We start from the raw sequence: 26,879 nt of genomic DNA, 5'->3' as shown, positions 1-26,879 counted from the left end.
GAGTTCGGGCGTCCATGTCCGTCGGCCCGGTGTGACAACCGGCTGAGCGGCACTACTCTGGCCCGACCATCGCATGCACCGACCATCGCACCGATGCGAGAACGAGAGTGAGTTCACGTGGCCTGTGACCTCTGGCTAGTGCCCCTCGTCGATGTGCTGTGCCACAGCCCCGACAACCCCTTCGCCGAGGAGATCGCCGCGTACGACAAGGCACTCGGCGAGGCCGGGCTGCCGCCGGTGCCCGTCTTCGGCTACATGCCGGGCCTCTCCGGAGACGTCGCCCCGGTCGCGGGCTTCGACTACGACGCCCTGCACTTCCTGCGCCGCGCCCACCTGCTGAACCTGTGCGGCCTGGCCGTCACTCCGGTGGATGAACTCGGCGGCGACTACGAGCAGTTACTGGAGATGTTCGAGACCACCGCCCAGCAGTCGCACCTGGTCTGGCACTACGACCACGCCGGGGCGTACGTCCCGGTGGACTTCGCGCACCCGCTGTCCAACGACGAACTCCTCGAAGGCGGCGGCCCGCTGGGCTCCAGCCACGGCCTGCTGCGCGAACTGCACGCCGTCGCCCCGGTGCTGGGCATCGACCCGGCCAACCCGCCCGCCCCGCCCGCCGCTCCGGACCGCCCCACCGGACTGGAGGAGCGCGCCGCCCCGGGCCCGCGCGACGACAGCCCCTTCGCCCGAGAGCGCCACGTATGGCTGGGCCTGCACGCGGCGGCCACCAGGAGCCTGGGCCAGGGCTCCATGATCGTCTTCAGCTGAGCGGGGCCCGGCGTTGAGGACACCCAGCAGCCCGTCCGCATCACCCAGCCCGTCCGGCGTTTGAGGACAAGAAACGGTGAAAGGGCGGGCCCGGGGCACCTCACACCCCCGGTCACCGCCCACCGCCCCACCTACCCCGCTCGCCCTACCGCGGAGACTCCGGCGGCCGCTGCCGCGGCATGTTCGGCCGCGTATGCGGCGGTAGCGGGAAGCGCCCCACAGGACCGCCCCCTTCGCCCCGCGGCCCCCACGCCACCAGCGACTGCGTCAGCAACGGCGCCGGCCCCGCCCGGAACTCCACCATCCAGTCGGCCGTCTCGGCCCGTACGAGCTCCGAGACGTCCTCCGAGAAGCGCCGCAGTACGGTCAGACAGCGCTCGGCCGCCTCACTGGCCGTGCCTTCGGTCGGGCCGAGCACCTCGCGGACGCACTCCGACGCCCAGTCGAACTGCAGCACCTCGAGCCGCCGCTGCACCGCCTGTGCCGTGGCCACGCCGCGCATCCATCCGGACGTCAGCCCGAAGTAGCGGTCGCAGGCCACGCAGGCCACCGCCCCGAGCAGGGCCAGGAAGGCCCACGCCGAGCCGGTGCGCAGCACCTTCGTCAGCTCCAGCAGCGGCAGGGCGGCCCCCACCACGGCACAGAACGTGGTCCCCAGACGCAGCCCGCGCGCCCAGCGGCGCTTCCAGGACCGGTCGGTGAGGTACCAGTCGGCCAGGCTCAGCGCACCGGTCTCGACCCATCTGTACAGCTCGTCCAACCGCTCGGCGGGCTCTCCCCAGTCCCCGAGCGGGAAGGTCCGGCCGCGGAGGTCATCGCGGTGCTGTCCCCCCTGGCGGCCTCCCTGCTCCCGAGGGAGCCCCTCGGGCTGCATCTCAGGCTGGCTCACCCCTGCACTCCCTCTCCGCCGCGTGCGTCATTCGTGATCGCAGCCTCCTTCCTACCGCCGAACGGTTGGCGTTGGGCGCAAGATCCAGCCTTTTCCGTCCGTAAGTGCAGCGGGATCGGGTATAGGAGCCGCCGGTCTTCACCCGAAAGAGTGCGGGCCGGTTGGCCCAATGTCGACGTGCGGGTGCCGAAACGTTCTGACGAGCGCGCCCGGCGGAGGTTCCCGAGGCGTCCCCCCGGGGGTCCGCGAGAGGCCGCCGGAAGATCTTTCAAGAGGTTCCTACGAGCGGGGAGGGGGGCCGGAGTCGTACGGAGCGACGAGCCGTCGAAGGAAGGTGCCATAAGGTGGCACCCGTGAAGGTCCTCGTCATCGGCGGCGGCGCCCGCGAACATGCCCTGTGCCGCTCCCTGTCCCTCGACCCCGACGTCACCGCTCTGCACTGCGCCCCCGGCAACGCCGGGATCGCCGAGGTCGCTCAGGTGCACACCGTGGACGCCCTGGACGGCACGGCCGTCGCGGAGCTCGCCACGTCGCTGCGCGCGGACCTGGTGGTGGTCGGCCCCGAGGCGCCCCTGGTCGCCGGGGTCGCCGACGCCGTGCGGGAGCGCGGCATCCCGGCCTTCGGCCCGTCCGCGGAAGCGGCCCGGCTGGAGGGCTCCAAGGCGTTCGCCAAGGACGTCATGGCCGCCGCGAACGTCCCCACCGCCCGCAGCTACGTCTGCACCACCCCCGCCGGGATCGACGAGGCCCTCGACGCCTTCGGTGCTCCCTACGTCGTCAAGGACGACGGCCTGGCCGCCGGCAAGGGCGTCGTCGTCACCTCCGACCTGGCCGAGGCCCGCGAGCACGCGCTGGCCTGCGGCCGCGTGGTGATCGAGGAGTTCCTGGACGGCCCCGAGGTCTCCCTCTTCGCCGTCACCGACGGCGAGACGGTGCTGCCCCTTCAGCCCGCCCAGGACTTCAAGCGCGCCCTCGACGCGGACGAGGGCCCGAACACCGGCGGCATGGGCGCCTACTCCCCGCTGCCCTGGGCCGACCCCAAGCTGGTCGAGGAGGTGCTGCAGAGCGTCCTGCAGCCCACCGTGGACGAGCTGCGCCGCCGGGGCACGCCCTTCTCCGGGCTGCTCTACGCGGGGCTCGCGATCACCTCGCGCGGCGTGCGCGTCATCGAGTTCAACGCGCGCTTCGGCGACCCCGAGACCCAGGTCGTCCTGGCCCGCCTGAAGACGCCGCTGGCAGGCCTCCTGCTGAACGCGGCCACCGGCAACCTGGCCGCCCAGCCGCCGCTGCGCTGGAGCGAGGGCGCCGCCGTGACCGTCGTCATCGCCTCGCACAACTACCCGGGCAGCCCGCGCACCGGAGACGTGATCGAGGGCCTGGCCGGGGCGGCGGAGGTGGACGAGGCGTACGTGCTCCACGCGGGCACCGCGCTCGACGCCGACGGCCGGGTGGTCAGCGCCGGCGGCCGCGTCCTGTCCGTCACCGCGACCGGAGCCGACCTGAGCGCTGCCCGTACCCGTGCGTACGAGGCCGTCTCGCGCGTCCGCCTCGACGGCTCCCACCACCGCACCGACATCGCGGCCGAGGCGGCGGCCCCGGCCTGAGCCACCCCACGTTTCGTGTCCTTGAGCGCCGGCCGGGCTGAGACAGCCCGGCCGGCGCTCAAGGTTCCGGGGTCGGCCGGGGCCCGGGGCCGGAGCCGCGTACGTGGAGCTCATCGGGCGGTCCTCCCGCAGAGGCTTTGCCCAAAGCCATTCCATCGGGTGACCGCTTGCCCAACCGGCTGACGCACGCCCGCCCCCCAACTAGGGTGCGGCGAAGGCCGACTGCTGCGCATCCGGCAACTGGCCCACCGGCATTGCGATGTCAGAGGCCGGTGCCACAGTGGGGGAGGTGAGCAAGGCACCTCGGCAGAGCACTACAGGCACCTGGGGGTGATCGGTCTCGTGGCAGGTCCGGAAGCAGGCGCGCTGACCGCGCGCGCCAGGGCCCTCGCCGTGCTGCGTGTGCGCAGCGCCGCGCTGGCCGTCGCCCTGGTTCCGGCGGCAGCAGCCGTCGTGCTGGCGGCGGGGGCCGCCATGGGCCGGATCCCTCACGGCTCGGCCGGGGACGCCGCCCGCCCGGCCGTCACCGCCGTCGCCCTGCTGGCCCTGGCGCTCGCGGCCGCCGTCGCCGTGGTGGTCGCCCGGGCCCGGCCGGCCCTGAGCCCCACGGTCCCGATCCCCGAGGAGACGGCCCCCGACCTCTACCGCCTGGTCCGTGACCTGGCCGAGCGGCTGGACGTCCCCGCGCCCTCCGCCATGGCTCTCACGCCCGACTGCGACAGCTGGCTGGAGGACCGTACGCATCCGGCACACTCCCCGCCGCGCGAGCGGCTGCGGCTGCGCAGGCGGGCCGGGGCCTCGCCCGTCCTGGTGATCGGCTCGCCGTTCCTGTGGTGGATGCGCGTCGCCGAGCTGCGCGCCCTGCTGGCGCCGGTGGTGGCGGGCACGGGCCCGGCCGCCCACCCCGACATAGCCGCCGCCCGCCGCTTCGTCCGGGGCCTGGACGCCGCCGTGGCCGTCGCGGCGACCCGGCCCCACCTCGCGTTCATCGGCTGGGCCGCCCGGCTCCTGCTGCGCTCCTGCCGCGACCACGCGGCCGAGATGGAGCGCGGAGTGGCCGCGGCCGCCTCCGAGCGCGCCCAGACGGTGGACTACGGCCTGCGCATCGTCGCCCAGGAGCAGGTCGGCCTCGCCTACGCCGGCTGGGACCGGCTGCTGAACCGCGTCGCGCTGCCCGCCTGGCGGATGGGCCGCTGGCCCTCCCGGCTGGATGCGGGCGTCGTCTCCGCGCTCACCGAGCTCTCCCGCCGCGACCGGCTGGCGGAAGGCTTCACCTCCCGGCTGGGCGAGCGGCCCGCCTGCGATCTGCTGGAAGAGCCCGGCCTCATCGACGAGGCGGCGTCCCTGCTGGCCGCCCGGCTCTTCCACGGCGGCCCGGCCCGGCCCGGCCCCGACTGGTCGCCGGTCGCCTGGAACCAGTACGCGGACGAGGTCGTGGACCGCAAGTGGCGGCTGGAGGCCGCCCGGCTGCACCGCGTCCTCGACGACATCGCCGCGTGCGGCGCCGCCCCCGTGGCGCTGCCCGGCACCCACGGCACCCACGGCGGCCCGGGGCCGGACGCCGTTCCGGCCCCGGCCACAGTCGCCCGCATCCTCGACCGCCTCACCGGTCCGGCCGGCGGCGGCGTGGGCGAGGAGCTGGAGGTCCGCCTGAGTGCCGAGGTGGCGCGCGAAGCGGCTCAGGAGGAGCGCGCGGCCGAGCGGGGCGCCTTCGGCGCGGCGGCCGGATCGTGGGTCGGCGGGCTCGCGCCGCTGTTCCCCCTGCAGCCGCCGCGCAGCGGCCGGGAGCTGCTCGCCGACCATGTGACGGCCATGGTCTGCTGCGCGGCCGTGGACACCGCCGGTGCCGTCCCCGGCCTGGACTGGCTGGACGGCCCGGCCCTGCTCGTGGGCGGCGCCCGCCGCGCCGACCTGACCCGTACGGTCCTGAGCCTGATCGAGGACGGGGACGGCGAGCCGCTGCGCGCCTGGCTCGGTGAGGTCGGGGTCCGCCCCGAGAAGCCGGTCCGGCTGATGTGAGAGAGCGGCGTGTAACGGAGCGTGACGTCGTTACGCTCCGTAGAGGCCGAGCCATCACTTCCGGCGAATTTCCTGACGAACGGTGACAAGCCGCACGCCTCGTGTGATGTGCTGGGTATCTGCTGGGAATCCGAGAAGGTATGCGGGGGCCTAGGGGAGGGAGCACACATGGGGACGGACCAGGTCCGCCGCTGGGAATCCGGTGCACTCGCGCACGCCGTCTCGGATCCCTTCGGCCAGGGACCGCTGCCCTGGCTGCGCGGCGGTGAGTACTACTTCGACGGCACCGGGCAGATCATCCCCTGGTACGTGGACCCGGTGACCGCCCCGGCCGACACCCGCGTCCCGCCGCCGCGCAGGCCGGGCCCGCGCGCCGCCGACGACGTCCACTGCCAGATCAAGGGCTTCGCCTCCAGCAGCTCCGTCGCCCCCGGCGAGGCCCTGGACTTCCGGATCACCGTGGACCCGCCGCAGCAGTTCGGCGTGGACGTCTACCGCATCGGCCACTACGCGGGCGTGGGCGCCGCCAAGGTCACCACCAGCCCGCGGCTCTCGGGCATCGTCCAGCCGCCGCCGCTCACCGTCGACCGCACGGTCTCCTGCCACCACTGGTGGCTCTCCTGGCGGCTGCAGGTCCCCAGCTTCTGGAGCACCGGCGCCTATGTGGCCGTCCTGACCACCGTCGACGGATACCGCAGCCACATCCCGTTCACCGTGCGCGACAGCGGCCCCGCCGATCTGCTGCTCGTCCTGCCCGACATCACCTGGCAGGCCTACAACCTCTACCCCGAGGACGGCCGCACGGGCGCGAGCCTCTACCACGCCTGGGACGAGGAGGGCCGCCTCCTCGGCGAGGCGGACGCGGCCACCACGGTCTCCTTCGACCGCCCCTACGCGGGCGCGGGCCTGCCGCTGCACGTCGGCCACGCCTACGACTTCATCCGCTGGGCCGAGCGCTTCGGCTACGGCCTCGCCTACGCCGAGACCCGCGACCTGCACGCCGGGCGAATCGATCCGGCGCGCTACCGCGGCCTGGTCTTCCCCGGCCACGACGAGTACTGGTCGGCCCCGATGCGCCGGGCCGTCGAGGACGCCCGCGACTGCGGCACGTCGCTGGTCTTCCTCTCCGCCAACACCATGTACTGGCAGGTCGAGCTCGCCCCCTCGCCCGCCGGCCCCGACCACCTGCTGACCTGCCGAAAACGTCGCGGCCCCGGCCGCTCGGCCCTCTGGCGCGAGATGTCGCCCCCCGAACAGCAACTGCTCGGCATCCAGTACGCGGGCCGGGTGCCCGAGCCCGCCCCCATGGTCGTCCGCAACGCCGGCCACTGGCTGTGGGAGGCCACCGGCGCCGACGAGGGCGACGAGCTGCCCGGCCTCGTCGCGGGCGAGGCCGACCGCTACTTCCCCCGTACGGCCCTGCCGGAGCACACCCGCCGGATTCTGCTCGCCCACTCCCCGTACGAGGACAGCGAGGGCACCAGGCGCCACCAGGAGACCTCGCTCTACCTCGCCCCCAGCGGCGCCCTCGTCTTCGCCTCCGGCACCTTCGCCTGGTCCCCTGCCCTGGACCGGCCCGGCCATGTGGACGCCCGCATCCAGCGGGCCACGGCCAATCTGCTGGACCGCATCTGCAAGCGGGTCTGACCCCTCGCGGGAGCCCGGCGGGCCGGTACGGCAGAATCGAGGTGCTTGGACAAACCACCAGGAGGCCTGCGTGTCCGGATTCGTCGAGAAGCCCAAAGCCGTCGAGGTGCCGGGACTGACGCACCTGCACACGGGCAAGGTTCGCGACCTGTACCGCGACCAGGACGGCCGGCTGGTCATGGTGGCCAGCGACCGCATGTCTGCCTACGACTGGGTGCTGCCCACGGAGATCCCCGACAAGGGGCGCATCCTCACCAAGCTCTCCCTGTGGTGGTTCGACCGGCTCACCGACCTCGTCCCCCACCACGTCCTGTCCACCGACCTGCCGGCCGGCGCCCCCGCCGACTGGGCCGGCCGCACCCTGATCTGCCGCTCCCTCGACATGGTCCCGGTCGAGTGCGTCGCCCGCGGCTACCTGACCGGCTCCGGCCTCGCCGAGTACGAGCAGACCCGCACCGTCTGCGGCCTCGCCCTCCCCGAGGGCCTCACCGACGGCTCCGAGCTGCCCTCCCCGATCTTCACCCCGGCCACGAAGGCCGAGGTCGGCGAGCACGACGAGAACGTCTCCTACGAGGAGGTGGCCCGCCGCGCCGGCGCGGAGACCGCGGCCATGCTGCGGCAGACCACCCTCGCCGTCTACAGCCGCGCCCGCGCCATCGCCCGCGACCGGGGCATCATCCTCGCCGACACCAAGTTCGAGTTCGGCTTCGCCGACAGCGGCGAACTGGTCCTCGCGGACGAGGTGCTGACGCCGGACTCCTCCCGCTTCTGGCCCGCCGAGGACTACGAGCCGGGCAGGGCGCAGCCCTCCTTCGACAAGCAGTTCGTCCGCAACTGGCTGTCCTCCCCGGCCTCCGGATGGGACCGCACGGGCGACGTACCGCCGCCGGAGCTCCCGACGGAGATCGTCGAGCGCACGCACGCGAAGTACGCCGAGGCGTACGAACGCCTGACGGGCCAGAAGTGGTCATAGCGGCCTCGGTCGTCAGCCCGCCCGGACAACGATCCAGCCCGTCTGGGGGCACCTCCCAGCGGTAGCTGGGGGAGTTTGAGGACCGGGGCCCGGCGCGGAGCCCCGCCACGCGGCGGAGCCGCATATCGGATGCAGCGGGAAGGGGCGGGCAGGGGAGAAAATCCGCCCGCCCCAGACATAAGAGCCCTCTCAGACAACGTCTGACAAGGTGGGGACCCGCACGACCATTCGTTCCCCCGCCGGAGGGCCCATGGGCGAGACGTCCGTCCTCGTCGTCGACGACGACCCCGACGTACGCGCCGCCGTCGTCGACGGCCTCGCCGTCGAGGGCTACGCGGTACGTTCCGCCCCCGACGGCCTCGCCGCGCTGTCCGCGATCGCCGCCGCCCCACCCGCCGCGATCGTGCTGGACCTGGCGATGCCCGTGCTCGACGGGCTCGCCGTCTGCCGTCGGCTGCGCGAACTGGGCGACCGCACGCCCGTACTCGTCCTCACCGCCCGCGACGCCGTCTCCGACCGCGTCGCGGGCCTGGACGCGGGGGCCGACGACTATCTCGTCAAACCCTTCGCCCTGGACGAGCTCCTGGCCCGCCTGCGGGCCCTGCTGCGCCGCGCCGCACCGCCCGGAACGGCACCGGCACACGCCGAGTCGGCCTTCGCCGATCTGACCGTCGACCCCGTCACCCGCACCGGTGAGCGCGCCGGCCTCGCCCTGGAGTTCACCCGCACCGAATTCGCTCTGCTGGAGATGTTCCTGCGCCACCCGGGCCAGGTCCTGCCGCGGGAGCTGATCCAGGAGCAGGTCTGGGGCACCGACTTCGGCCCCGAGTCCAACTCCCTTGCCGTCTACATCGGCTACCTGCGCCGCAAGCTGGAGGCAGGCGGCGGGCCCCGCCTCGTCCACACCGTGCACGGCATCGGCTACCGGCTGGCGGAGCGGTGAGCGGGGGTCTGCGGCGCAGACTGCTGGGCCGCAGGCCGCTGCGGGCCCGGCTGGCCCTCGTCACCGCCGCCGCCGTCGCGCTCGTCGCGTTCGGCGTGCTGGCCGCCGCGTACGTCGTCATCCGCTACGAACTCGTCCGCCAGCTCGACCTCCAGCTCAAGCAGCAGGCCGGGACCATCGCCCAGCAGGCCCACGGCACCCCGCCCGGCAAGGGCGTCCTGTTCAACCAGTGCGTCTGGCGGGCGGCGCCCGCCTGTGCGCAGATCGTCCCCGCCGACCCGACGGCCCCCGGTCAGCAGGACCTCGTCCTGCCGGTCACGGGGGCCGCCCGCCGTGTCGCGGCCGGCACCCTCGGCCCGTACTTCAGCGACATCACCCATGACGGCCGGCCCATGCGCATGCTGACCACCCCCCTGCAGGGCGAGAAGGGCCGGGCCCTGCAGGTCGCCACCCGTTCGGACACCGTCGACCTGGGCGTGCGGCAGGCCGGGATGTACCTCGGGGCGGTCGGCGGCGTGGGCGTCCTCCTCGCGGCGGTGCTCGGGTACGCGGCCTCGCGCACGTCCCTGCGCCCCGTCACCCGGCTCACCGCCACCGCCGAGCGCATCGCCGCCACCCGCGACCCCGCCCACCGCATTGAACTGCCTCCCTACGAGGCGCGCCGCCAGGACGAGATCACCCGCCTCGCCACCAGCTTCAACACCATGCTCGGCGAACTGGAGGAGGCCGTCGCCGCCCAGCGCCGCCTCGTCGCCGACGCCTCCCACGAGCTGCGCACACCGCTGACCGCGCTGCGCACCAACGCCGAGCTCCTCGCCCGCGCGGACCGGCTCTCCACCGCCCAGCGCGAGCGGGCCGCGCAGGCCCTGGGGCGGCAGCTGCGCGAGGTGACCGGCATGGTCAACGACCTGATCGAGCTCGCGCGCGACGAGGAGCCGCAGCCGCTGGTGGAGCAGGTCCGGCTGGACCGTCTCGCCGAGCGCTGCGTGGCCGGGGCGCGCGGCCACTGGCCGGCCACGGTCTTCACAGTGGACGTGAGCGAGGTCACGGTCGCGGGGGTGCCGGCCCGGCTGGCCCGGCTGCTGTCCAACCTGCTCGACAACGCGGCCAAGTTCAGCCCGCCCGGCGCGATGGTGGAGGTCCGGCTCGTCCGCACGGCAGGCTCCGCGGAGCTCACCGTCCGCGACCACGGCCCCGGCATCTCCGCCGAGGACCTGCCCTATGTCTTCGACCGCTTCTACCGTTCCCGGCAGGCCCGGGCCCTGCCCGGCTCCGGCCTGGGCCTCGCCATGGCGCGCCAGATCGCCCGCGCCCACGGCGCCGGACTCACGGCCGAGCAGGCAGCGACTGGCGGCGCCCTCTTCCGCCTGGCCTTCCCGCTCGCCGGGGGCCGGTAACGCCGAAGGCCCCGGTCGTCTTCCGACCGGGGCCTTCGTTCTCTGAGCGGACGACGAGACTCGAACTCGCGACATCCACCTTGGCAAGGTGGTGCTCTACCAACTGAGCTACGTCCGCATTCGCCCCGCGCTCTCGTGCGGTGCGGGCACCACTATAGCCAACCCTGAGCACGTGCGATGCGCGCCGCCGCGTGACGGTTCTCCGCACCGAGCTTCAGCGCGGCCGCCGAGAGGTAGTTGCGGACCGTCCCCGGTGTCAGCGAGGCCTGCTTGGCGATCTCCGCGACGGACGCGCCGTCTTCGGCCAGTTCCAGCAGCTCCGCCTCGCGCGCCGTGAGCGGGGAGTCGCCCGCGCTGATCGCGTCGGCCGCCAACTCCGGGTCCACGTAGCGGCTTCCGGCGTGCACGGTCCGGATGATCTCGGCGAGCCGCTGGGCCGACACCGTCTTCGGCACGAACCCGCGCACCCCCGCTTCCAGCGCCCGCTTCAGGTGCCCGGGGCGGCCGTGACCGGTCACGATCATGCTGCGGCAACCGGGCAGTTCGGCACGGAGGGACGTGGCGACCGTCACACCGTCCATCCCTGGCATCTGCAGGTCCAGCACGGCTACGTCGGGTCGATGGGCAGTGGCCATGGCCAAGGCCTCGGGCCCGCTGGCCGCCTCGGCCACGACCTGCAGATCGTCCTCCAGTCCCAGCAGCGCGGCCAGCGCCCCCCGGATCAGATGCTCGTCGTCGGCGAGCATGACGCGGATCGGCCCTCCGGCCCCGGCGGGGGTCATGAGCTCTTCCCTTCCGGAGTGTGCGCGGACGAAGGAACCGTCGCCGCCGACGGGACGCGGCCGGCCCGGCGCCGGCCCCCGTCGTCGTCGCCGTACGCCGTCGCGGCGGAGGCCGGCGCCCCCGGCCCGTCCCCTCCCGTGTCCCCGGGATCCGTGTCCCCGGGATCCGGGCCCCCGCCCCCGGCCGGCGGGCCGGGGAGCCCCTCGGGGAGCCCCTCCCCGCCGCGACGGCCCCCGGCCTCCGCCGGGCCCCGCGGCGGTGCCGAGCCGTCCGGCGCCGGGACCTCGCCCTCCGCCGGCACGGCGACCGGCACCCTCGCCGTCAGCCGGAACGTTCCCTTCGCGCCGCCCCCGGCGGCGAGCGTGCCGCCCAGCGCCGTCAGGCGTTCCCGCAGCCCTGCGAGGCCGGAACCGCCGCCGTCCCGGGCGGCCGGCCGCACGCCGTTGTTCTCCACCATCAGCACGGCCCAGCCGTCCGCCTGCCGCAGCCGCACGGCGCAGCGCCCCGCGTCCGAGTGCCGCAGCACGTTCGTCGTGGCCTCGCGGACCACCCAGGCGAGCGCCGACTGGACCGGGGGCGGCAGTTCGTCGGCCGCCGCGTCGTCGATGCGGCACTCGATGCCGGCGGCGGCCAGGATGGACCGGGCACCGGCCAGTTCGGTGTGCAGATCGGCCTCCCGGTAGCCGCGGACGACCTCCCGCAGTTCGCGCTGGGATTCCTGGGCGATCCGCTGCACGTCCGCCATCTGTGCCACGGCCGTGTCCGAGCCCCGCCGCGCGAGCTGCACCGCGAGCTCGCTCTTGAGCGCGACCGCCGCGAGGTTGCGGCCCAGGATGTCGTGCATGTCGCGGGAGAACCGCAGCCGCTCCTCGGCCACCGCGAGCCGCGCCTGCACCCCGCGGGCCGCGTCCACCTCCCAGACGATCGAGAGCATCCATCCCGAGACCCGGGCCACCAGCGCGACCCAGCCACTGACGAGGAGCGCCCCGAAGGCCACCCCCGCCAGCGCGGGTCCGGGCAGGCCGGCCACCCCGAACGGCACCGCCGACAGGAACGAACCGGCCGTGCACACCGCGTAGTAGGTCCGCTTCCGCACGACCAGGCACAGCGCGCCGAGCGGCACCATCGACAGGCCCATGAACATCGTGGACCCGAGCTGCGTGATGTCCTCGCCGCTCACGGCCACCAGCCGCGCGAAGAGGCACAGCGCCACCGTCAGCAGGACGAACGAGAAGACCAGCCGCCCCCTCAGGCCGGTCGTCTCCTTGCGCAGGTAGCGGTCCAGGGCCCGCCGCATGAGACCGATGCCGAACGTGGCCTGCACGACACCCACGACGATGAGGGCGGCGGCGAGCGCCCGGGGCACGGGACCGTGTCCCGCGAGCCCCACCACGGCCCCCGCCTCGGCCAGCAGGAAGAACCAAGGAATCACATACAGCGCACCGCGCGTGTAGAGGTCGATCTGCTCGATCTTGCTCCGGCTCCGGAACGCCCGCACCCTATGGATCACGCGCTGCCACCCCCGATGTTTCCCCAGCTCAGCGCCGTGGTTCCCAACGGAACCACCGACGTACAGCAAACACCCCGAGGACCACCCAGACCAAGGCGGCCCCCAGGCGTCCCAGGACCTCGGCCGTGCCGGTCCCGCCGAGCCAGCCGGTGCGCATCAGCTCGACGGCCGGTGTCATGGGCAGCGCTTCGCAGAACCGCGCCAGCCCCTCGGGCATCGCCTCCAGCGGCCAGAACATCCCGGAGCCCATCATCGAGACCATCGCCAGCGGCATGGCCGCGAGCTGTGCGCTCTCGGAGGTCTTCGCCAAGGCCGTGGACGCTGCGGCCAGCGCGGCGAGCAGGACGATGCCCATCAGGACGCCCGCCAGCAGCAGTTCGGGGCGTGCCGGGGCGCGCATGTCCAGCCACACCGAGCCCGCCACGACCAGCAGCACGCACTGCGCGAGGGCGATTGCGGCGGAGGGCAGCGCCGTGCCCGCGAGGATCTCCACGTCCCCGGCCTCGCCCGTGCGCAGCCGCTTGAGCACCAGCTCCTCGCGGCGGGCGGTGTAGGCGCTCATGAGGTTGTAGTAGACGACGAAGAGCAGGACGTACCCGAAGGCGCCGGTCATGGTCACTTCCTTCAGTGACAGTCCGGTGCCCTCCAGATCCAGGTTCTTCGTGCCCGCGCGCATCGCGTAGATCATGAAGGCGGGCATCAGCAGGGTGATGTAGAGCGCCGTCTTGTTGCGGCCGAGGAGCTTCAGCTCGGCCCGCCCCAGGGCCAGCGCCCGTCCCGCGATCGTCGTCGTGCCCGTCGGGACCCCCGTACCCGTCGCGCCCGCCGTCTTCACGCCGTTCACCGCCATCAGCCGTTCCTCCCCGTCAGTGCGCCGGAGGCGGGCGCCTCCGCCACGGCCGGGGACTCCGTCGCCCCCGCTATCGCCAGGAACGCCTCCTCCAGCGAGGCGGTCCGCGCGTCGAGCCCTTCCAGCTCCAGGTTCTTGTCCCTGGCCCACAGCAGCAGGCCCGTCAGCGTGCGCTGCAGCCCGGCCGTCCGGAGCTCCACCCGCCCGCCGGCCTCCTGATGCCGGAGCACCCCCAGCTCGGCCAGCGGCGGCAGATCGCCCACGAACCACCCCGGCGGCATCGCGAAGCGGATCCGCGCCGGGTGGGTGCCGATGACCTCGGTGGGCGTCCCCGCGGCCACGATCCGCCCCTCGCGCATGATCGCCAACCGGTCGGCCAGTGCTTCGGCCTCCTCCAGGTAGTGGGTGGTGAGCAGTACGGTCGTGCCCTCCTCGCGGAGCCGCCGCACCAAGTCCCACGTGGTGTGCCGCGCCTCGGGGTCGAGCCCGGTCGTCGGCTCGTCGAGGAAGAGCACCTCGGGCCGCCCGAGCAGGGCCAGCGCGAGGTCCAGGCGCCGTCGCTCGCCGCCGGAGAGCTGTTTGACCCGCACGTCCCTGCGGCCGATGAGCCCCACGAGGCCGAGCGCCTCGTCGACGGGCCGTGCCCCCGTCGTACAGCCGGCCCACATCGTCACTGTCTCGGCGGCGGTCAGCCCGGAGGGGAAGCCGCCCTCCTGGAGCATCACCCCGGTCCGGTGGCGCACGGCGCCCCGTTCCCCGTACGGATCGTGGCCCAGCACCCGCACCCGGCCGCCCGTGGGCCGGGCCAGGCCCTCCAGCAGCTCGACCGTGGAGGTCTTGCCCGCGCCGTTCGTCCCCAGCAGCGCGAACAACTCTCCCCGGCGCACGGTGAAGGAGATGTCCCGCACCGCCTCGAACCCTTTGTCCCCTGACCGCCCGTACCGTCGGCGCAGCCCTGAGACCTCGATCACACTCTCCCCGAAGTCCATGCTTCAAGGCTCCCGGCCGGTCCGCCCCGGGATCAGTGCGCGCTGTCATGACTTCGGATGACGAATGTCATCGGCCCGACAGGCCAGGACAGGCCAGGGCGGGCGCGGCTGTGCGAGGACACGAAGAAGGCCCCGGTCGTTTCCCGACCGGGGCCTTCGTTCTCAGAGCGGACGACGAGACTCGAACTCGCGACATCCACCTTGGCAAGGTGGTGCTCTACCAACTGAGCTACGTCCGCATGCCTCCGACCGAAGCTTCTCGAAGAGAGGAGCCACCGGGCGGCGCGTGCATCACTCTACCTGATCCACTGACGTGGTCGGTAAGCGATGAGAGCGGGTGACAGGAATCGCACACTGCGCCTCCCTCTTGGAAAGAGGGCGCTCTGCTACTGAGCTACACCCGCGCGTCCATCCGCACCGGCCACTGACGTGGCCGACCGAACGGCGAGAGCGGGTGACAGGAATCGCACACTGCGCCTTCCCCTTGGAAAGGGGACGCTCTGCTACTGAGCTACACCCGCGCGTCCATCCGTACCGGCCACATGGATGGCCGGTCGAACGGTCAGAGCGGGTGACAGGAATCGCACACTGCGCCTCCCCCTTGGAAAGGGGGCGCTCTACTACTGAGCTACACCCGCATGACCCCGAAGTTCCGGCCCGTTTCCGCGCCTTGCCCCTCGGTGTGATCCAGACTCTAGCTGATCATCCGGGGTGCTTGGCAAGTCGGGCCGGGACGGACAGCCCGCACCGGCCCGTCCCCGTCCCCGGCCTGCGACACAAGGGATCCGCGCGGCGCTCAGTCGACGGCGTTGAACGCCTCGTAGACCTTCTTGGGGATGCGGCCGCGGGGCGGCACCTCCATGCCGTTCGAACGGGCCCAGGCCCGGACGGCCGCCGGGTCGGGCGCCACGGCCGTGCGCCGGTACACCTTGCCGGAGCGGGACTGCTTGCGGCCGGCCTCCACGTAAGGCGCGAGGACGCCTCGCAGTTTCTTCGCATTGGCAGTGTTCAGGTCGATCTCGTACGACTTGCCGTCGAGCCCGAAGATGAGGGTCTCCGCGGCTTCCCCGCCGTCGATGTCGTCGGAGAGTGTGACCACTACGCGCTGCGCCACGGAAATCGGTCCTTTCGGCCTGTATCACCGCGTTGACCTGCGGTGACGTGAGGGTTGCTGTTGTTCTCGATCAATGCTTATTCATTTGTACAACAAAGGGCAATGCATGGTGAAGCCCAGTTAATTCCGTCCGCGCGCCTCATCGCAATCGCGACGGTGCGATCTTCCGGTGTTTTTCCCGAACTTTTCCACCGGCGCGCTGTGTACCCGGGGAAACACGAAGGATAAGCCCAGCATATCTATGCGCGTAGATTTTTCGGGACTGTACTCTGACATCACCGCTTCAGCTCACGCACCACACACCGGGAGTGCCAGTGGCACGCGTCGTAGTCGACGTCATGCTCAAGCCGGAGATCCTCGACCCGCAGGGCCAGGCGGTGCAGCGCGCGCTGCCACGCCTGGGTTTCGAGGGGATCGCCGACGTCCGTCAGGGCAAGCGCTTTGAACTCGAGGTGGAGGGCCCTGTCGACGACGCCGCCCTCGCCCGAATCCACGACATGGCGGAAACGTTTCTCGCCAACACCGTGATCGAGGACTTCACCGTGAAGGTCGACGGGGAGGTCCGGGAGACCGCCGGAGAAGCACCGTGACCGCTCGCGTAGGAGTCATCACCTTCCCCGGCACCCTGGACGACCGCGACACCCAGCGCGCGGTCCGGATCGCCGGACTCGAACCCGTGCCGCTCTGGCACCGCGACAAGGACCTCAAGCAGGTCGACGCCGTGGTCCTGCCCGGCGGTTTCTCCTACGGCGACTACCTGCGGGCGGGTGCCATCTCCCGCTTCTCGCCGGTGATGGAGACCGTCATCGAGCAGGCCAAGGGCGGCATGCCGGTCCTCGGCATCTGCAACGGCTTCCAGGTGCTCACCGAGACGCACCTGCTGCCCGGCGCGATGCTGCGCAACAACCACCTGCACTTCATCTGCCGGGACCAGAAGCTCCGCGTGGAGAACGCGGACACCGCCTGGACGGCCGACTACGAAGCGGGCCAGGAGATCTCCGTCCCGCTGAAGAACATCGACGGCCGCTACGTGGCCGACGAGCGCACCCTGGACGAGCTGGAGGGCGAGGGCCGCGTCGCCTTCCGCTACCTGGACGTCAACCCCAACGGCTCGCTCCGCGACATCGCCGGCATCACCAACGCCGCCGGCAACGTCGTCGGCCTGATGCCGCACCCCGAGCACGCCGTCGAACCCCTCGTCGGCACCGGCCGCACGGACGGGCTCGGATTCTTCACCTCGATCTTGAAGAAGCTGGTCAACGCATGACCCTCGACACCGTCAAGCACGCCAACGAGACGCCCGACACCGACCAGCCGTGGGCCGAACTCGGCCTCAAGCAGGACGAGTACGAGCGCATCCGCACCATCCTCGGCCGCCGGCCCACCGGTGCCGAGCTGGCCATGTACAGCGTCATGTGGTCCGAGCACTGCTCGTACAAGAGCAGCAAGGTCCACCTGCGGCAGTTCGGCGAGAAGATCCCCGCCAACGACGCCATGCTCGTCGGCATCGGCGAGAACGCGGGCGTCGTCGACGTCGGCCAGGGCTACGCGGTCACCTTCAAGGTGGAGTCGCACAACCACCCCTCGTACATCGAGCCGTACCAGGGCGCGGCCACCGGCATCGGCGGCATCGTGCGCGACATCCTCGCCATGGGTGCCCGTCCGGTCGCCGTCATGGACCCGCTGCGCTTCGGCGCCGCCGACCACCCCGACACCAAGCGCGTCCTGCCGGGCGTCGTCGCGGGCATCGGCGGCTACGGCAACTGCCTGGGCCTGCCCAACATCGGCGGCGAGGTCGTCTTCGACGCCTGCTACCAGGGCAACCCGCTGGTCAACGCCCTGTGCGTCGGTGTGATGAAGCACGAGGACATCCACCTCGCCAAGGCCTCCGGCGCCGGTAACAAGGTCATCCTCTACGGCGCCCGCACCGGCGGCGACGGCATCGGCGGCGTGTCCGTGCTCGCCTCCGAGACCTTCGACGACTCAAAGCCGACGAAGCGCCCCGCCGTCCAGGTCGGCGACCCCTTCCAGGAGAAGCTCCTCATCGAGTGCACCCTGGAGATCTTCCGCGAGGACCTGGTCGACGGCATCCAGGACCTCGGCGGCGCCGGCCTGTCGTGCGCCACCAGCGAGCTGGCCAGCGCCGGCTCCGGCGGCATGCGCGTCGAGCTGGACCGCGTGCACCTGCGTGACGCGACGCTCTCGCCCGAGGAGATCCTCATGAGCGAGTCGCAGGAGCGCATGTGTGCGATCGTCGAGCCCGGCAAGGTCGACCGCTTCCTCGAGATCTGCGAGAAGTGGGACGTCATCGCCACCGTCATCGGTGAAGTCACCGACGGCGAGCGGCTGGAGATCTTCTGGCACGGCGAGCAGATCGTGGACGTACCGCCGCGTACGGTCGCCCACGAGGGCCCGGTCTACGAGCGCCCGTACGCCCGTCCGGACTGGCAGGACGCCCTGCAGGCCGACGACGCGAACGAGCTCGCCCGCCCGGCGACCCCCGAGGAGCTGCGTGCGCAGGTCCTCAAGGTCGTCTCCTCCCCGAACCAGGCCTCCAAGTCCTGGATCACCGGCCAGTACGACCGGTTCGTGCAGGGCAACACGGTGCTGGCGCAGCCGGAGGACTCCGGCATGGTCCGCGTCGACGAAGAGACGAACCTCGGTGTCGCGGTCGCCACGGACGGCAACGGCCGCTACGCCAAGCTCGACCCGTACGCGGGTGCGCAGCTCGCGCTCGCCGAGTCGTACCGCAACGTGGCCGCCACCGGCGCACGGCCGCTGGCCATCTCCAACTGCCTGAACTTCGGCTCGCCGGAGGACCCGGCCGTCATGTGGCAGTTCGCGGAGGCCACGCGCGGCCTGGCGGACGGCTGCCTGGCGCTGGGCACCCCGGTCACCGGCGGCAACGTCTCGCTGTACAACCAGACCGGCGAGACCGCCATCCACCCGACCCCCGTGGTCGCGGTGCTGGGTGTCATCGACGACGTCAACCGCCGTACGCCGATGGCGTTCTCGGAAGAGGGCCACCTGCTGTACCTGCTGGGTGACACCAAGGAGGAGCTGGGCGGTTCGGCCTGGTCGCAGGTGGTCCACGACCACCTCGGCGGGCTGCCGCCGGCCGTGGACCTGGACCGGGAGAAGCTGCTCGCCGAGATCCTGATCGCCGCCTCGCGCGACGGCATGATCGACGCGGCGCACGACCTGTCCGACGGCGGCCTGATCCAGGCCCTCGCCGAGTCGTGCCTGCGCGGCGGCAAGGGCGCCCGGATCGTCGTCCCCGATGCCCTGGACCCCTTCGTCCTCCTCTTCTCCGAGTCCGCCGGCCGCGCGGTCGTCGCCGTGCCGCGCAGCGAGGAGCTGCGCTTCAGCGACATGTGCGGTGCGCGCGGTCTGCCCGCGATGCGGATCGGTGTCGTCGACGGCGAAGAGATCGACGTCCAGGGACAGTTCGCCGTTTCGCTGGCGGAGCTGCGCGAGGCCCACGAGGCCACGCTTCCGGCGCTGTTCGCGTAGTGCCGCTCGCGTAACTCCCGTCACAGGCGCGGGATGGGCTCGACGGCGGACCTGCCATTGCGTCCGTTGAGCCCACCCGGCGTCCGGCCAAGGATTAGGCTCGCGCCATGCCTTCCGCGCCGCGCAAGCCCCGTGTTCGCACTTTCGACTCCGCAAAGGTCCGGGCCGCCCTTCAGGGGCAGGTCCGGGCCCTTCGGGATGTCGTCGCTGTGGTGTGCGCCGAGCCGGACGCGCAGGTGTTGCTGGCCGCGCGCACACGACTGGGGGAGTGGACGGTCAGGGAGCTGATCGTGCACCTCGTCGGCGCGTTGGAGCTGCTGCCCGACCGCCTCGCGGAGCGGCGGGAGCCGCCCGCACGGGCCGGGGCGGGGCTGTTGGACTACGTGGGCGGCGTGGCTTCACGCGCCGCCGAGGTCGCGGACAGCACGGTCGCCGGAGCCGCTGCGTTTGCCACCGCGGACCCCGACGCCGTGGCGGAAGCGCTCGACCGGGCCGGCGAGCGCCTCCTCGCCGCCGTCGCCGAAACGGACCCCGCGACGCTGATCCCCACCGCCTTCGGCACCATGACCGTGGCCGATTTCATGGTCACCCGGCTGGTGGAAACCGTCGTGCACGCCGACGACCTGGCGGACGCCACCGGCGTCGCCGTGCGCCACGACCGGCAGGCCCTCGCGGCCGTCACCCGGCTGCTCGCCGACGCCCTCGCGGCCAAGGCCCCCGGGGGCTCCGTGGAGGTCCGCGTCCCGCCCTTCGCCGTGGTCCAGTGCATGGCGGGGCCCCGCCACACCCGCGGTACGCCGCCCAATGTGGTGGAGACCGATCCGCTCACCTGGATTCGCCTGGCGACGGGCCGTGCGGAGTGGGCCGCGGCCCTTTCGGAGGCCGCCGTGACCGCCAGCGGCGAGCGCGCGGACATTTCTGAGCAACTTCCTCTGCTCACATGAGCGAGCGGTAATTCCGGCGGCCCTTTTTCGGGCGTTTTCCGGCTGCGGAAAGGTGATCCGCTGTGCCCGTCGAGTGGCTGTCCGTGGTGTGAGCCATAACCGGTCGTCCCCGGTTCGGATGAACCTCATTCCTGCCATAGACTTTAGGTGTGCCTCGTGGTGACGGACGACTCAACCACGACCTGCTTCCCGGCGAAAAGGGCCCCCAGGACGCTTGTGGCGTCTTCGGTGTCTGGGCTCCGGGTGAAGAGGTCGCCAAACTCACCTATTTCGGGCTGTATGCGCTGCAGCACCGTGGACAGGAGTCCGCGGGCATCGCAGTGAGCAACGGCTCCCAGATCCTCGTTTTCAAGGACATGGGACTGGTTTCCCAGGTCTTCGACGAAACCTCTCTCGGCTCCCTTAGGGGCCATATCGCGGTCGGTCACGCCCGCTACTCCACCACCGGAGCCTCGGTGTGGGAGAACGCCCAGCCGACCTTCAGGGCGACCGCCAACGGCTCCATCGCCCTGGGCCACAACGGGAACCTGGTCAACACCGCCGAGCTGGCCGAGATGGTCGCCGCGCTCCCCAAGGAGAACGGCAGGGCCACCCAGGTCGCGGCGACCAACGACACGGACCTGGTCACGGCCCTGCTGGCCGGCCAGACCGACGACGACGGCAAGCCGCTGACGATCGAGGAAGCGGCCACCAAGGTCCTGCCCGACGTCAAGGGCGCCTTCTCCCTCGTCTTCATGGACGAGCACACGCTGTACACGGCCCGTGACCCGCAGGGCATCCGCCCGCTGGTGCTCGGCCGTCTGGAGCGCGGCTGGGTGGTGGCCTCCGAGACCGCCGCACTGGACATCTGCGGTGCGACGTTCGTCCGCGAGGTCGAGCCCGGAGAGCTCGTCGCCATCGACGAGAACGGCATCCGCAGCAGCCGCTTCGCCGAGGCCCGCCCCAAGGGCTGCATCTTCGAGTACGTCTACCTCGCGCGCCCCGACACCGACATCGCGGGCCGCAACGTCTACCTCTCCCGGGTGGAGATGGGCCGCCGGCTCGCCGCCGAGGCCCCGGTCGAGGCCGACCTGGTGATACCGACCCCCGAGTCCGGCATCCCCGCCGCGGTCGGCTACGCGGAGGCCAGCGGCATCCCGTACGGCACGGGCCTGGTCAAGAACTCCTACGTCGGCCGGACCTTCATCCAGCCGAGCCAGACCATCCGCCAGCTCGGCATCCGGCTCAAGCTCAATCCGCTCAAGGAAGTCATCCGCGGCAAGCGCCTGGTGGTCGTCGACGACTCCATCGTCCGCGGCAACACCCAGCGCGCCCTGGTGCGCATGCTGCGCGAGGCCGGTGCGGCCGAGGTGCACGTGCGGATCTCGTCGCCGCCGGTGAAGTGGCCGTGCTTCTTCGGCATCGACTTCGCCACCCGTGCGGAGCTGATCGCCAACGGCATGTCGGTCGAGGAGATCGGCAAGTCGCTGGGCGCGGACTCGCTGGCGTACATCTCCCTCGAGGGCATGGTCGAGGCGACCACCATCGCCAAGCCGAACCTGTGCCGCGCCTGCTTCGACGGCGAGTACCCGATGGCCCTGCCCGACCCCGAGCTGCTGGGCAAGCAGCTGCTGGAGACCGAGCTGGCCGGTGGCACCGACGCCGCCGACGCCCTCCGTCGCCCGTAACGCCTCCGTAGTACCGAACGACACGAAAGATCTCAAACTGATGTCTCCTGGATCTTTTGAGCACGCTACGCACGCGGGCACTGGTGCCAGCTACGCAAGCGCGGGCGTCGACATCGAGGCCGGCGACCGCGCCGTCGAGCTGATGAAGCAATGGGTGAAGAAGGCCACCCGCCCCGAGGCCATCGGTGGCATCGGCGGCTTCGCCGGCCTCTTCGACGCCAGTGCCCTCAAGCGGTACGAGCGCCCCCTGCTGGCCTCCGCCACGGACGGCGTGGGCACGAAGGTCGACATCGCGCGCCGCATGGGCGTCTACGACACCATCGGCCACGACTTGGTCGGCATGGTCGTGGACGACCTCGTCGTCTGCGGCGCCGAGCCGCTGTTCATGACCGACTACATCTGCGTCGGCAAGGTCTTCCCCGAGCGGGTCGCCGCCATCGTCAAGGGCATCGCCGAGGGCTGTGTCCTCGCGGGCTGCGCGCTGGTCGGCGGCGAGACCGCCGAGCACCCGGGCCTGCTCGGCGTGGACGAGTTCGACGTGGCCGGCGCCGGTACGGGCGTGGTCGAGGCGGACCGGCTGCTGGGCGCGGATCGCATCCGTACGGGTGACGCCGTCATCGCGATGGCCTCGTCCGGACTTCACTCGAACGGGTACTCACTGGTCCGCCATGTGCTCTTCGAGCGGGCCGGCTGGGAGCTGGACCGTGAGGTCCCGGAGTTCGGCCGCACGCTCGGCGAGGAGCTGCTGGAGCCCACCAGGATCTACTCGCTGGACTGCCTGGCCCTCACCCGTACGGCCGAGGTGCACGCCTTCTCGCACATCACCGGCGGCGGGCTCGCCAACAACCTGGCCCGGGTCGTCCCGGACGGGCTGCACGCGACCGTGGACCGCTCCACGTGGGCGCCCGGCGCGGTCTTCGACCTGGTCGGGAAGGTCGGCGCGGTCGAGCGCCACGAGCTGGAGAAGACCCTGAACATGGGCGTCGGCATGATGGCCGTCGTGCCCCAGGAGGCCGTGGACGTCGCCCTGGCGACCTTCGCCGACCGGGGCGTGGAGTCCTGGGTGGCCGGTGAGATCACCGAGCGGGGCGAGCGCGCCGAGGCCGTGACGCTGACCGGTGACTACAGCAGCTGATCAGCGCTGATCAACAGGGTGTGACTGCCCGGAGCCAAACGGCTCCGGGCAGCGCAGAACCGGCTCCGGGCAGCACAGAACCCGGTCCGGGGCGGAGGCCCCGAACCGGGTCGGTGAAAGCTATGGCGTCAAGCGCGGCGACGGTAGGAAGACTGGGATGCCTGCTCGGACGACTGCTCGTCCTCATCCTCGTCGTCGTTGTAACGACTCGCGTACTGAGCGTACGGGTCGTCGTCCAGCTCATCGTCCTTTTCGAGCGGCTCGCTTTTCGGCGGCTGCTTCGTCGGCGATGCGCCCAGCTCATTGGCCAGACGTGAGAGGTCGGTCCCGCCGCTGTTGTACTTCAGCTGGCGGGCGACCTTTGTCTGCTTGGCCTTGGCCCGGCCGCGCCCCATGGCTCGACCCCCTCATTGACGGGGCTCGACGGCCCCAGAGTCTTGACACGCGTTCACGTTCATGAGTGCAGAGCGGACACCTGTGGAGGTGTCCGGCCTGTAGAGCTTCAACGGTACCTGCTTCCGCGGCCATACGGTACGTCGCCCGCATGACGTGCCACGCAGCACAACCCGCGAAGAGCCCCGTACTCGCTGGTCAGCTGCGATTTTAACGTGTCCTGGGCGCCGACCCGCCGAGGGGTGGTGAGAGATCTCTCGTTCACCACCTCCCGGCGGCGCTTCTGTGGGGACCGCTGCGCCGTTCGTGGGCCACCCGTTCGCCCGGCCGGGTGTCACCCGGCCGGGCGAACGGTCCACGGGCCTGGACGGGGCCTGGACGGGGCGTGACGCAGGCGCGGGCGGTGGCTACCGGCCGGCCGGGGCCGCCGAGCGGGCCTCGGCCATGCGCTGCTCGGCCAGCCGGTCGGCCGCGGCGGCCGGCGGGATGCCGTCCGCCTTGGCCCGGCCGAATATGGCCAGCGTCGTGTCGAAGATCTTGGTCGCCTTGGCCTTCGCCCGGTCGAAATCAAAACCGTGCAGCTCATCGGCGACCTGGATCACACCACCGGCGTTCACCACATAGTCCGGGGCGTAGAGGATGCCGCGGTCGGCCAGGTCCTTCTCGACGCCGGGGTGGGCGAGCTGGTTGTTGGCCGCGCCGCAGACCACGGTCGCGGTGAGCGCGGCCACCGAGTCGTCGTTCAGGGCGCCACCGAGGGCACAGGGGGCGTAGACGTCCAGCGGGGTGCGGACCAGCACCTCGGCGTCGGTCACGGCCGTGACCTGCGGGTGGCGGGCCATGATCCGCTCGACGGGCTCGGCCCGCACGTCGGTGATCACCACCTCCGCGCCGTCCTCGACGAGGTGGTCCACCAGGTGGTGGCCGACCTTGCCGACGCCCGCCACGCCGATCCGGCGGCCCCGCAGCGTCGGCTCGCCCCACTGGGTCTGCGCGGCGGCCCGCATGCCCTGGAAGACGCCGAAGGCGGTGAGCACCGAGGAGTCGCCGGCGCCGCCGTTCTCGGGCGAGCGGCCCGTGGTCCAGCGGTTCTCGCGGGCGATGACGTCCATGTCCTGTACGTACGTGCCGACGTCGCACGCGGTGACATAACGCCCACCGAGAGAGGCCACGAATCGCCCGTACGCGAGCAGCAGCTGTTCGGTCTTGATCAGATCGGGGTCACCGATGATCACCGCCTTCCCGCCACCGTGCTCGAGCCCCGCCAGGGCGTTCTTGTACGACATGCCGCGCGAGAGGTTCAGCGCGTCCCGCACCGCCTCCTCGTCGGAGGCGTAGGGGTAGAAGCGGGTGCCGCCGAGGGCCGGGCCCAGGGCGGTGGAGTGGATGGCGATCACGGCCTTGAGGCCGCTCTCCTGGTCCTGGCAGAGCACGACCTGCTCGTGGCCACCCTGGTCCGATCGGAACAGGGTGTGCAGCACGCCGCCGTCGGCGCCGGTGGTGGGACGTACGTCAGTCACGGTGGTGACTCCATATGTCGCGGAGGTCGCCCTCCGGGGGGTGGTGGAGGGCCGGTTGCCCAAGAGGGTAAGACCTGCCGTCCCGCCGTAGCCGTCCCGTGCCGAGGATCACTCTCCCGGGCCCCGGCGGCATGGGACGATTTGGACAGTATGGGGAGGGGCGCCCGCAACTCCCTGCGGGGTGACCTACGGCTTGAGGGAGCGAGCGTGGGCGTGGCGTCGTCGGTGACCGTCCCGTACGCGGCATATCTACGGGTCTACGAACCGCTGGGCGCATTCCCCGAACCGGAGCGCTCGCACTGGGCCCGTTACGCCCGCCGCCCGGTGCTGCCCGGGGCCCAGGACGAACTGCGCCGGTCGCTGGCGGACTTGCTGCCCACCCCGCCCGTCCCGGTCCCGGTGCACGAGAGCGGGGACGCCTTCGTCGCGGTGGTGGACGGCGTCGTGTGCGTCTGCCCGTGGCGGACCAGGCTGCGGGGCTGGCTGGCGCTGGAGGAGCTGACCGAGCGCTTCCCCGCACCGGTCCTGGACGCGGTGCTGCCGCCCGTGGTGCGCCGCCAGGCCCGGGCGGACTACGAGCGCTGGGCGGAGCGCAACCCGGACGCCCGGCCGTGGATCAGGACGGCCACCTGGCAGGTCCCCCTGCGCTGGTTCGTGCTCTTCGCGGCCGAGGAGCGCGAGTACGGCAAGGGTGAGCCCGGCGCGCAGGGGGCCGAGGGGCTGCTGCTGCGGTACCGCACGCCCATGGTCCAGGCCCGGCGGCGGGTCGCGCGGGGGCTGCGCACGCTGAAGGACGCGATCGAGGAGGGGCCGCTGATCGACGGCCTGGTCGACGTGGGGCGGTGGCTGGAAGAGTTCCATCCGCGCTCCCTGGTGGAGCTCGACTACGGCGGACTTGTGCATATGGTTCCCGAGGCACAGCTGGCCGAGGATCACTCCGCCGCCGACACGGCGGAGGGACTGGCGGCGCTGCGGGCGGGTGACGGGGCGAGGGCCGGTGAGGCGTACGAGCGGCTGACAGAGCGTTGGAAGGCGGTCCGGGACCGTCAGTTCGCGAACTGACCGGCGGCGACGGGCCGGACACGACGGCGGGTCAGGACCTAGGTCCCGATCCGGGCCATTGCCACAACCGTGATCTAACGCACTTACGTAAGGTCTTGCGCTGATCGCCCACCCTCGTGGCAAAATAGGACAAGGAGTCCAGGAAGGGCTCCTTCCGTCCAAGTAAGGGCGGATAGATCGGTATTGCACTCCTTGGCGGGTCTGGTGACCCCTGATCCCGCTGTGACTGATCGTCACGGTGACGTGACTGTCCGCTATGGCATGGTCCATCGGCTTCCGTCGAGGTTGAACACCTGAGAGGGCAATTCCATCGGTTTGGCCGACGCGGCTGGACAGATGGTGTAGTTGTAGTGCCGAGGACAAGCCGTTCGTCCTATAACCGACTCGGCCCGCGTCCGCCATTTCGGGCAACGCGGGTCAAGGTGCAGAATTTAGAGGAAAGAACCGACGTGATGGTTCGGTTCTCCCGAGGAGGCCGCTCATGACCGCTCGCACCCCTGATGCCGAGCCGCTGCTGACCCCGGCTGAGGTTGCCACGATGTTCCGCGTGGACCCGAAGACGGTCACCCGCTGGGCCAAGGCTGGCAAGCTCACGTCCATCCGCACGCTCGGAGGACACCGGCGATACCGCGAAGCGGAGGTCCGTGCACTGCTGGCGGGCATTCCGCAGCAGCGTAGCGAGGCCTGACAACTGAATGACCGGGCGATTTCCGGGGCCCCCAACCCGGCAGCCGCCCACCTGAGCTCCATCTGAAGCTCCACCAAGCAGCAAACGACGGGATGCCTGCCCCAACAGCATCCGTGCCCACCGACTTGGGCTGGTCGTCGATCGCGCTGGACTCCGCCGGGTCCAGCGCGATCTTTTTATGCCCTGACGCCGCCACGGCACCGCCCGGGCGGCGCGCCGCAGGTATCCGTAACGGGTCCGCGGGCCGGCCGGCTCCGTTCCGGCGAACGCCCTCAAGGCCGGTGCAATTGCACATATTAAATTGACCGGGCGTAGGAGGGGGGTAAGTTCCCTCACTCCCGGAACTCTTTCGGTGACTCCCGTCACAGCGCAACGCGCTTGTCACTCATCGTGCCGCTGGGGTAAAGGAGTTGTGCGCACGGGCGCGGCGCGGGCCCGGCGCGGCCGGTCGTCACCGTGGCGGCTGTTTCG

Annotated in this window: 23 protein-coding genes and 5 tRNA genes; 15 read left to right on the top strand and 13 right to left on the bottom strand. The window is 71.7% G+C overall.

The window, feature by feature from the left end; genetic code table 11:
- Positions 1–117 precede the first annotated feature (117 nt).
- Positions 118–768: a hypothetical protein gene (locus AB0F13_RS06665; protein ID WP_362076253.1), complete on the top strand. Its 651-nt coding sequence runs from the start codon at positions 118–120 to the stop codon at positions 766–768.
- A gap of 145 nt (positions 769–913) precedes the next feature.
- Here AB0F13_RS06665 and AB0F13_RS06660 read toward each other — a convergent pair whose 3' ends face one another.
- Complete coding sequence (locus AB0F13_RS06660; RefSeq protein WP_362076250.1) at positions 914–1,657, bottom strand: SLATT domain-containing protein; 744 nt, start codon at positions 1,655–1,657, stop codon at positions 914–916.
- 353 nt (positions 1,658–2,010) lie between these two features.
- On the opposite strand from AB0F13_RS06660, the gene purD reads away from it, so the two are divergent.
- The 6 genes from purD to AB0F13_RS06630 all read left to right on the top strand — a co-directional run bounded on the left by purD (position 2,011) and on the right by AB0F13_RS06630 (position 10,240).
- Positions 2,011–3,261, top strand: a complete 1,251-nt coding sequence (gene purD / locus AB0F13_RS06655; RefSeq protein WP_362077157.1) for a phosphoribosylamine--glycine ligase — start codon at positions 2,011–2,013, stop codon at positions 3,259–3,261.
- A gap of 333 nt (positions 3,262–3,594) precedes the next feature.
- Complete coding sequence (locus tag AB0F13_RS06650) at positions 3,595–5,280, top strand: hypothetical protein (RefSeq protein ID WP_362077154.1); 1,686 nt, start codon at positions 3,595–3,597, stop codon at positions 5,278–5,280.
- Between the two features lie 168 nt (positions 5,281–5,448).
- Positions 5,449–6,927: a N,N-dimethylformamidase beta subunit family domain-containing protein gene (locus AB0F13_RS06645; RefSeq protein ID WP_362076247.1), complete on the top strand. Its 1,479-nt coding sequence runs from the start codon at positions 5,449–5,451 to the stop codon at positions 6,925–6,927.
- 70 nt (positions 6,928–6,997) lie between these two features.
- Positions 6,998–7,900, top strand: a complete 903-nt coding sequence (locus AB0F13_RS06640) for a phosphoribosylaminoimidazolesuccinocarboxamide synthase (RefSeq protein ID WP_362076244.1) — start codon at positions 6,998–7,000, stop codon at positions 7,898–7,900.
- Between the two features lie 250 nt (positions 7,901–8,150).
- Positions 8,151–8,843: a response regulator transcription factor gene (locus AB0F13_RS06635; RefSeq protein WP_362076241.1), complete on the top strand. Its 693-nt coding sequence runs from the start codon at positions 8,151–8,153 to the stop codon at positions 8,841–8,843.
- Complete coding sequence (locus tag AB0F13_RS06630) at positions 8,840–10,240, top strand: HAMP domain-containing sensor histidine kinase (RefSeq protein WP_362076238.1); 1,401 nt, start codon at positions 8,840–8,842, stop codon at positions 10,238–10,240. The genes AB0F13_RS06635 and AB0F13_RS06630 overlap by 4 nt, the downstream gene beginning before the upstream one ends.
- A gap of 45 nt (positions 10,241–10,285) precedes the next feature.
- Here AB0F13_RS06630 and AB0F13_RS06625 read toward each other — a convergent pair.
- The 10 genes from AB0F13_RS06625 to AB0F13_RS06580 form a co-directional block, all read right to left on the bottom strand.
- Positions 10,286–10,358, bottom strand: a tRNA-Gly gene (locus AB0F13_RS06625).
- 34 nt (positions 10,359–10,392) lie between these two features.
- Complete coding sequence (locus AB0F13_RS06620; RefSeq protein WP_362076235.1) at positions 10,393–11,022, bottom strand: response regulator transcription factor; 630 nt, start codon at positions 11,020–11,022, stop codon at positions 10,393–10,395.
- Complete coding sequence (locus AB0F13_RS06615; protein WP_362076232.1) at positions 11,019–12,533, bottom strand: histidine kinase; 1,515 nt, start codon at positions 12,531–12,533, stop codon at positions 11,019–11,021. The genes AB0F13_RS06620 and AB0F13_RS06615 overlap by 4 nt, the downstream gene beginning before the upstream one ends.
- 28 nt (positions 12,534–12,561) lie before the next feature.
- Positions 12,562–13,383, bottom strand: a complete 822-nt coding sequence (locus AB0F13_RS06610) for an ABC transporter permease (protein ID WP_362076229.1) — start codon at positions 13,381–13,383, stop codon at positions 12,562–12,564.
- Positions 13,383–14,372 carry an ABC transporter ATP-binding protein gene (locus AB0F13_RS06605; RefSeq protein ID WP_362076226.1) on the bottom strand — a complete coding sequence of 330 codons (990 nt, stop codon included), beginning with the start codon at positions 14,370–14,372 and terminating at the stop codon, positions 13,383–13,385. The genes AB0F13_RS06610 and AB0F13_RS06605 overlap by 1 nt, the downstream gene beginning before the upstream one ends.
- Positions 14,373–14,538: 166 nt before the next feature.
- Positions 14,539–14,611: transfer RNA gene (locus AB0F13_RS06600), tRNA-Gly, on the bottom strand.
- A gap of 93 nt (positions 14,612–14,704) precedes the next feature.
- Positions 14,705–14,776: transfer RNA gene (locus AB0F13_RS06595), tRNA-Gly, on the bottom strand.
- 45 nt (positions 14,777–14,821) lie between these two features.
- Positions 14,822–14,893 (bottom strand) — tRNA-Gly (locus AB0F13_RS06590).
- A gap of 45 nt (positions 14,894–14,938) precedes the next feature.
- Positions 14,939–15,010: transfer RNA gene (locus tag AB0F13_RS06585), tRNA-Gly, on the bottom strand.
- A gap of 158 nt (positions 15,011–15,168) precedes the next feature.
- Positions 15,169–15,486 carry an Lsr2 family protein gene (locus AB0F13_RS06580; RefSeq protein WP_362076223.1) on the bottom strand — a complete coding sequence of 106 codons (318 nt, stop codon included), beginning with the start codon at positions 15,484–15,486 and terminating at the stop codon, positions 15,169–15,171.
- A 314-nt stretch (positions 15,487–15,800) separates the two neighbouring features.
- On the opposite strand from AB0F13_RS06580, the gene purS reads away from it, so the two are divergent.
- The 6 genes from purS (at position 15,801) to purM (ending at position 22,745) form a co-directional block, all read left to right on the top strand.
- Positions 15,801–16,076 (top strand): phosphoribosylformylglycinamidine synthase subunit PurS, encoded by a 276-nt coding sequence (purS, locus tag AB0F13_RS06575; protein WP_362076220.1) that lies wholly within the window; start codon positions 15,801–15,803, stop codon positions 16,074–16,076.
- Positions 16,073–16,753, top strand: coding sequence for a phosphoribosylformylglycinamidine synthase subunit PurQ (gene purQ / locus AB0F13_RS06570; protein ID WP_362076217.1), 681 nt, complete (start codon positions 16,073–16,075; stop codon positions 16,751–16,753). The genes purS and purQ overlap by 4 nt, the downstream gene beginning before the upstream one ends.
- Positions 16,750–18,999, top strand: a complete 2,250-nt coding sequence (purL, locus tag AB0F13_RS06565) for a phosphoribosylformylglycinamidine synthase subunit PurL (RefSeq protein ID WP_362076214.1) — start codon at positions 16,750–16,752, stop codon at positions 18,997–18,999. The genes purQ and purL overlap by 4 nt, the downstream gene beginning before the upstream one ends.
- Before the next feature lie 107 nt (positions 19,000–19,106).
- Positions 19,107–19,943 carry a sterol carrier family protein gene (locus tag AB0F13_RS06560; protein WP_362076211.1) on the top strand — a complete coding sequence of 279 codons (837 nt, stop codon included), beginning with the start codon at positions 19,107–19,109 and terminating at the stop codon, positions 19,941–19,943.
- Between the two features lie 149 nt (positions 19,944–20,092).
- On the top strand, positions 20,093–21,610 hold the full coding sequence (gene purF, locus AB0F13_RS06555) for an amidophosphoribosyltransferase (RefSeq protein ID WP_362076208.1): 1,518 nt from the start codon (positions 20,093–20,095) through the stop codon (positions 21,608–21,610).
- A 40-nt stretch (positions 21,611–21,650) separates the two neighbouring features.
- Positions 21,651–22,745, top strand: a complete 1,095-nt coding sequence (purM, locus tag AB0F13_RS06550) for a phosphoribosylformylglycinamidine cyclo-ligase (RefSeq protein ID WP_362076205.1) — start codon at positions 21,651–21,653, stop codon at positions 22,743–22,745.
- Between the two features lie 128 nt (positions 22,746–22,873).
- Here the strand turns inward: purM and AB0F13_RS06545 are convergent, their stop codons facing one another.
- Positions 22,874–23,140 carry a DUF3073 domain-containing protein gene (locus tag AB0F13_RS06545; RefSeq protein WP_362076202.1) on the bottom strand — a complete coding sequence of 89 codons (267 nt, stop codon included), beginning with the start codon at positions 23,138–23,140 and terminating at the stop codon, positions 22,874–22,876.
- A gap of 405 nt (positions 23,141–23,545) precedes the next feature.
- On the bottom strand, positions 23,546–24,658 hold the full coding sequence (locus AB0F13_RS06540; protein WP_362076199.1) for a Glu/Leu/Phe/Val dehydrogenase dimerization domain-containing protein: 1,113 nt from the start codon (positions 24,656–24,658) through the stop codon (positions 23,546–23,548).
- Between the two features lie 207 nt (positions 24,659–24,865).
- Here AB0F13_RS06540 and AB0F13_RS06535 point away from each other — a divergent pair, with 207 nt between their 5' ends.
- Positions 24,866–25,720 (top strand): hypothetical protein, encoded by an 855-nt coding sequence (locus AB0F13_RS06535; protein WP_362076196.1) that lies wholly within the window; start codon positions 24,866–24,868, stop codon positions 25,718–25,720.
- Between the two features lie 481 nt (positions 25,721–26,201).
- Positions 26,202–26,408 (top strand): developmental transcriptional regulator BldC, encoded by a 207-nt coding sequence (gene bldC, locus AB0F13_RS06530; RefSeq protein WP_003949541.1) that lies wholly within the window; start codon positions 26,202–26,204, stop codon positions 26,406–26,408.
- Positions 26,409–26,879 lie beyond the last annotated feature (471 nt).

Origin of the sequence: Streptomyces sp. NPDC026206 (assembly GCF_040638465.1) — a bacterium.
Classification (GTDB): Bacteria; Actinomycetota; Actinomycetes; order Streptomycetales; family Streptomycetaceae; genus Streptomyces.
The sequence above is the reverse complement of the archived record's forward strand: the minus strand, read 5'-3'. Positions and strand labels throughout refer to the sequence as shown.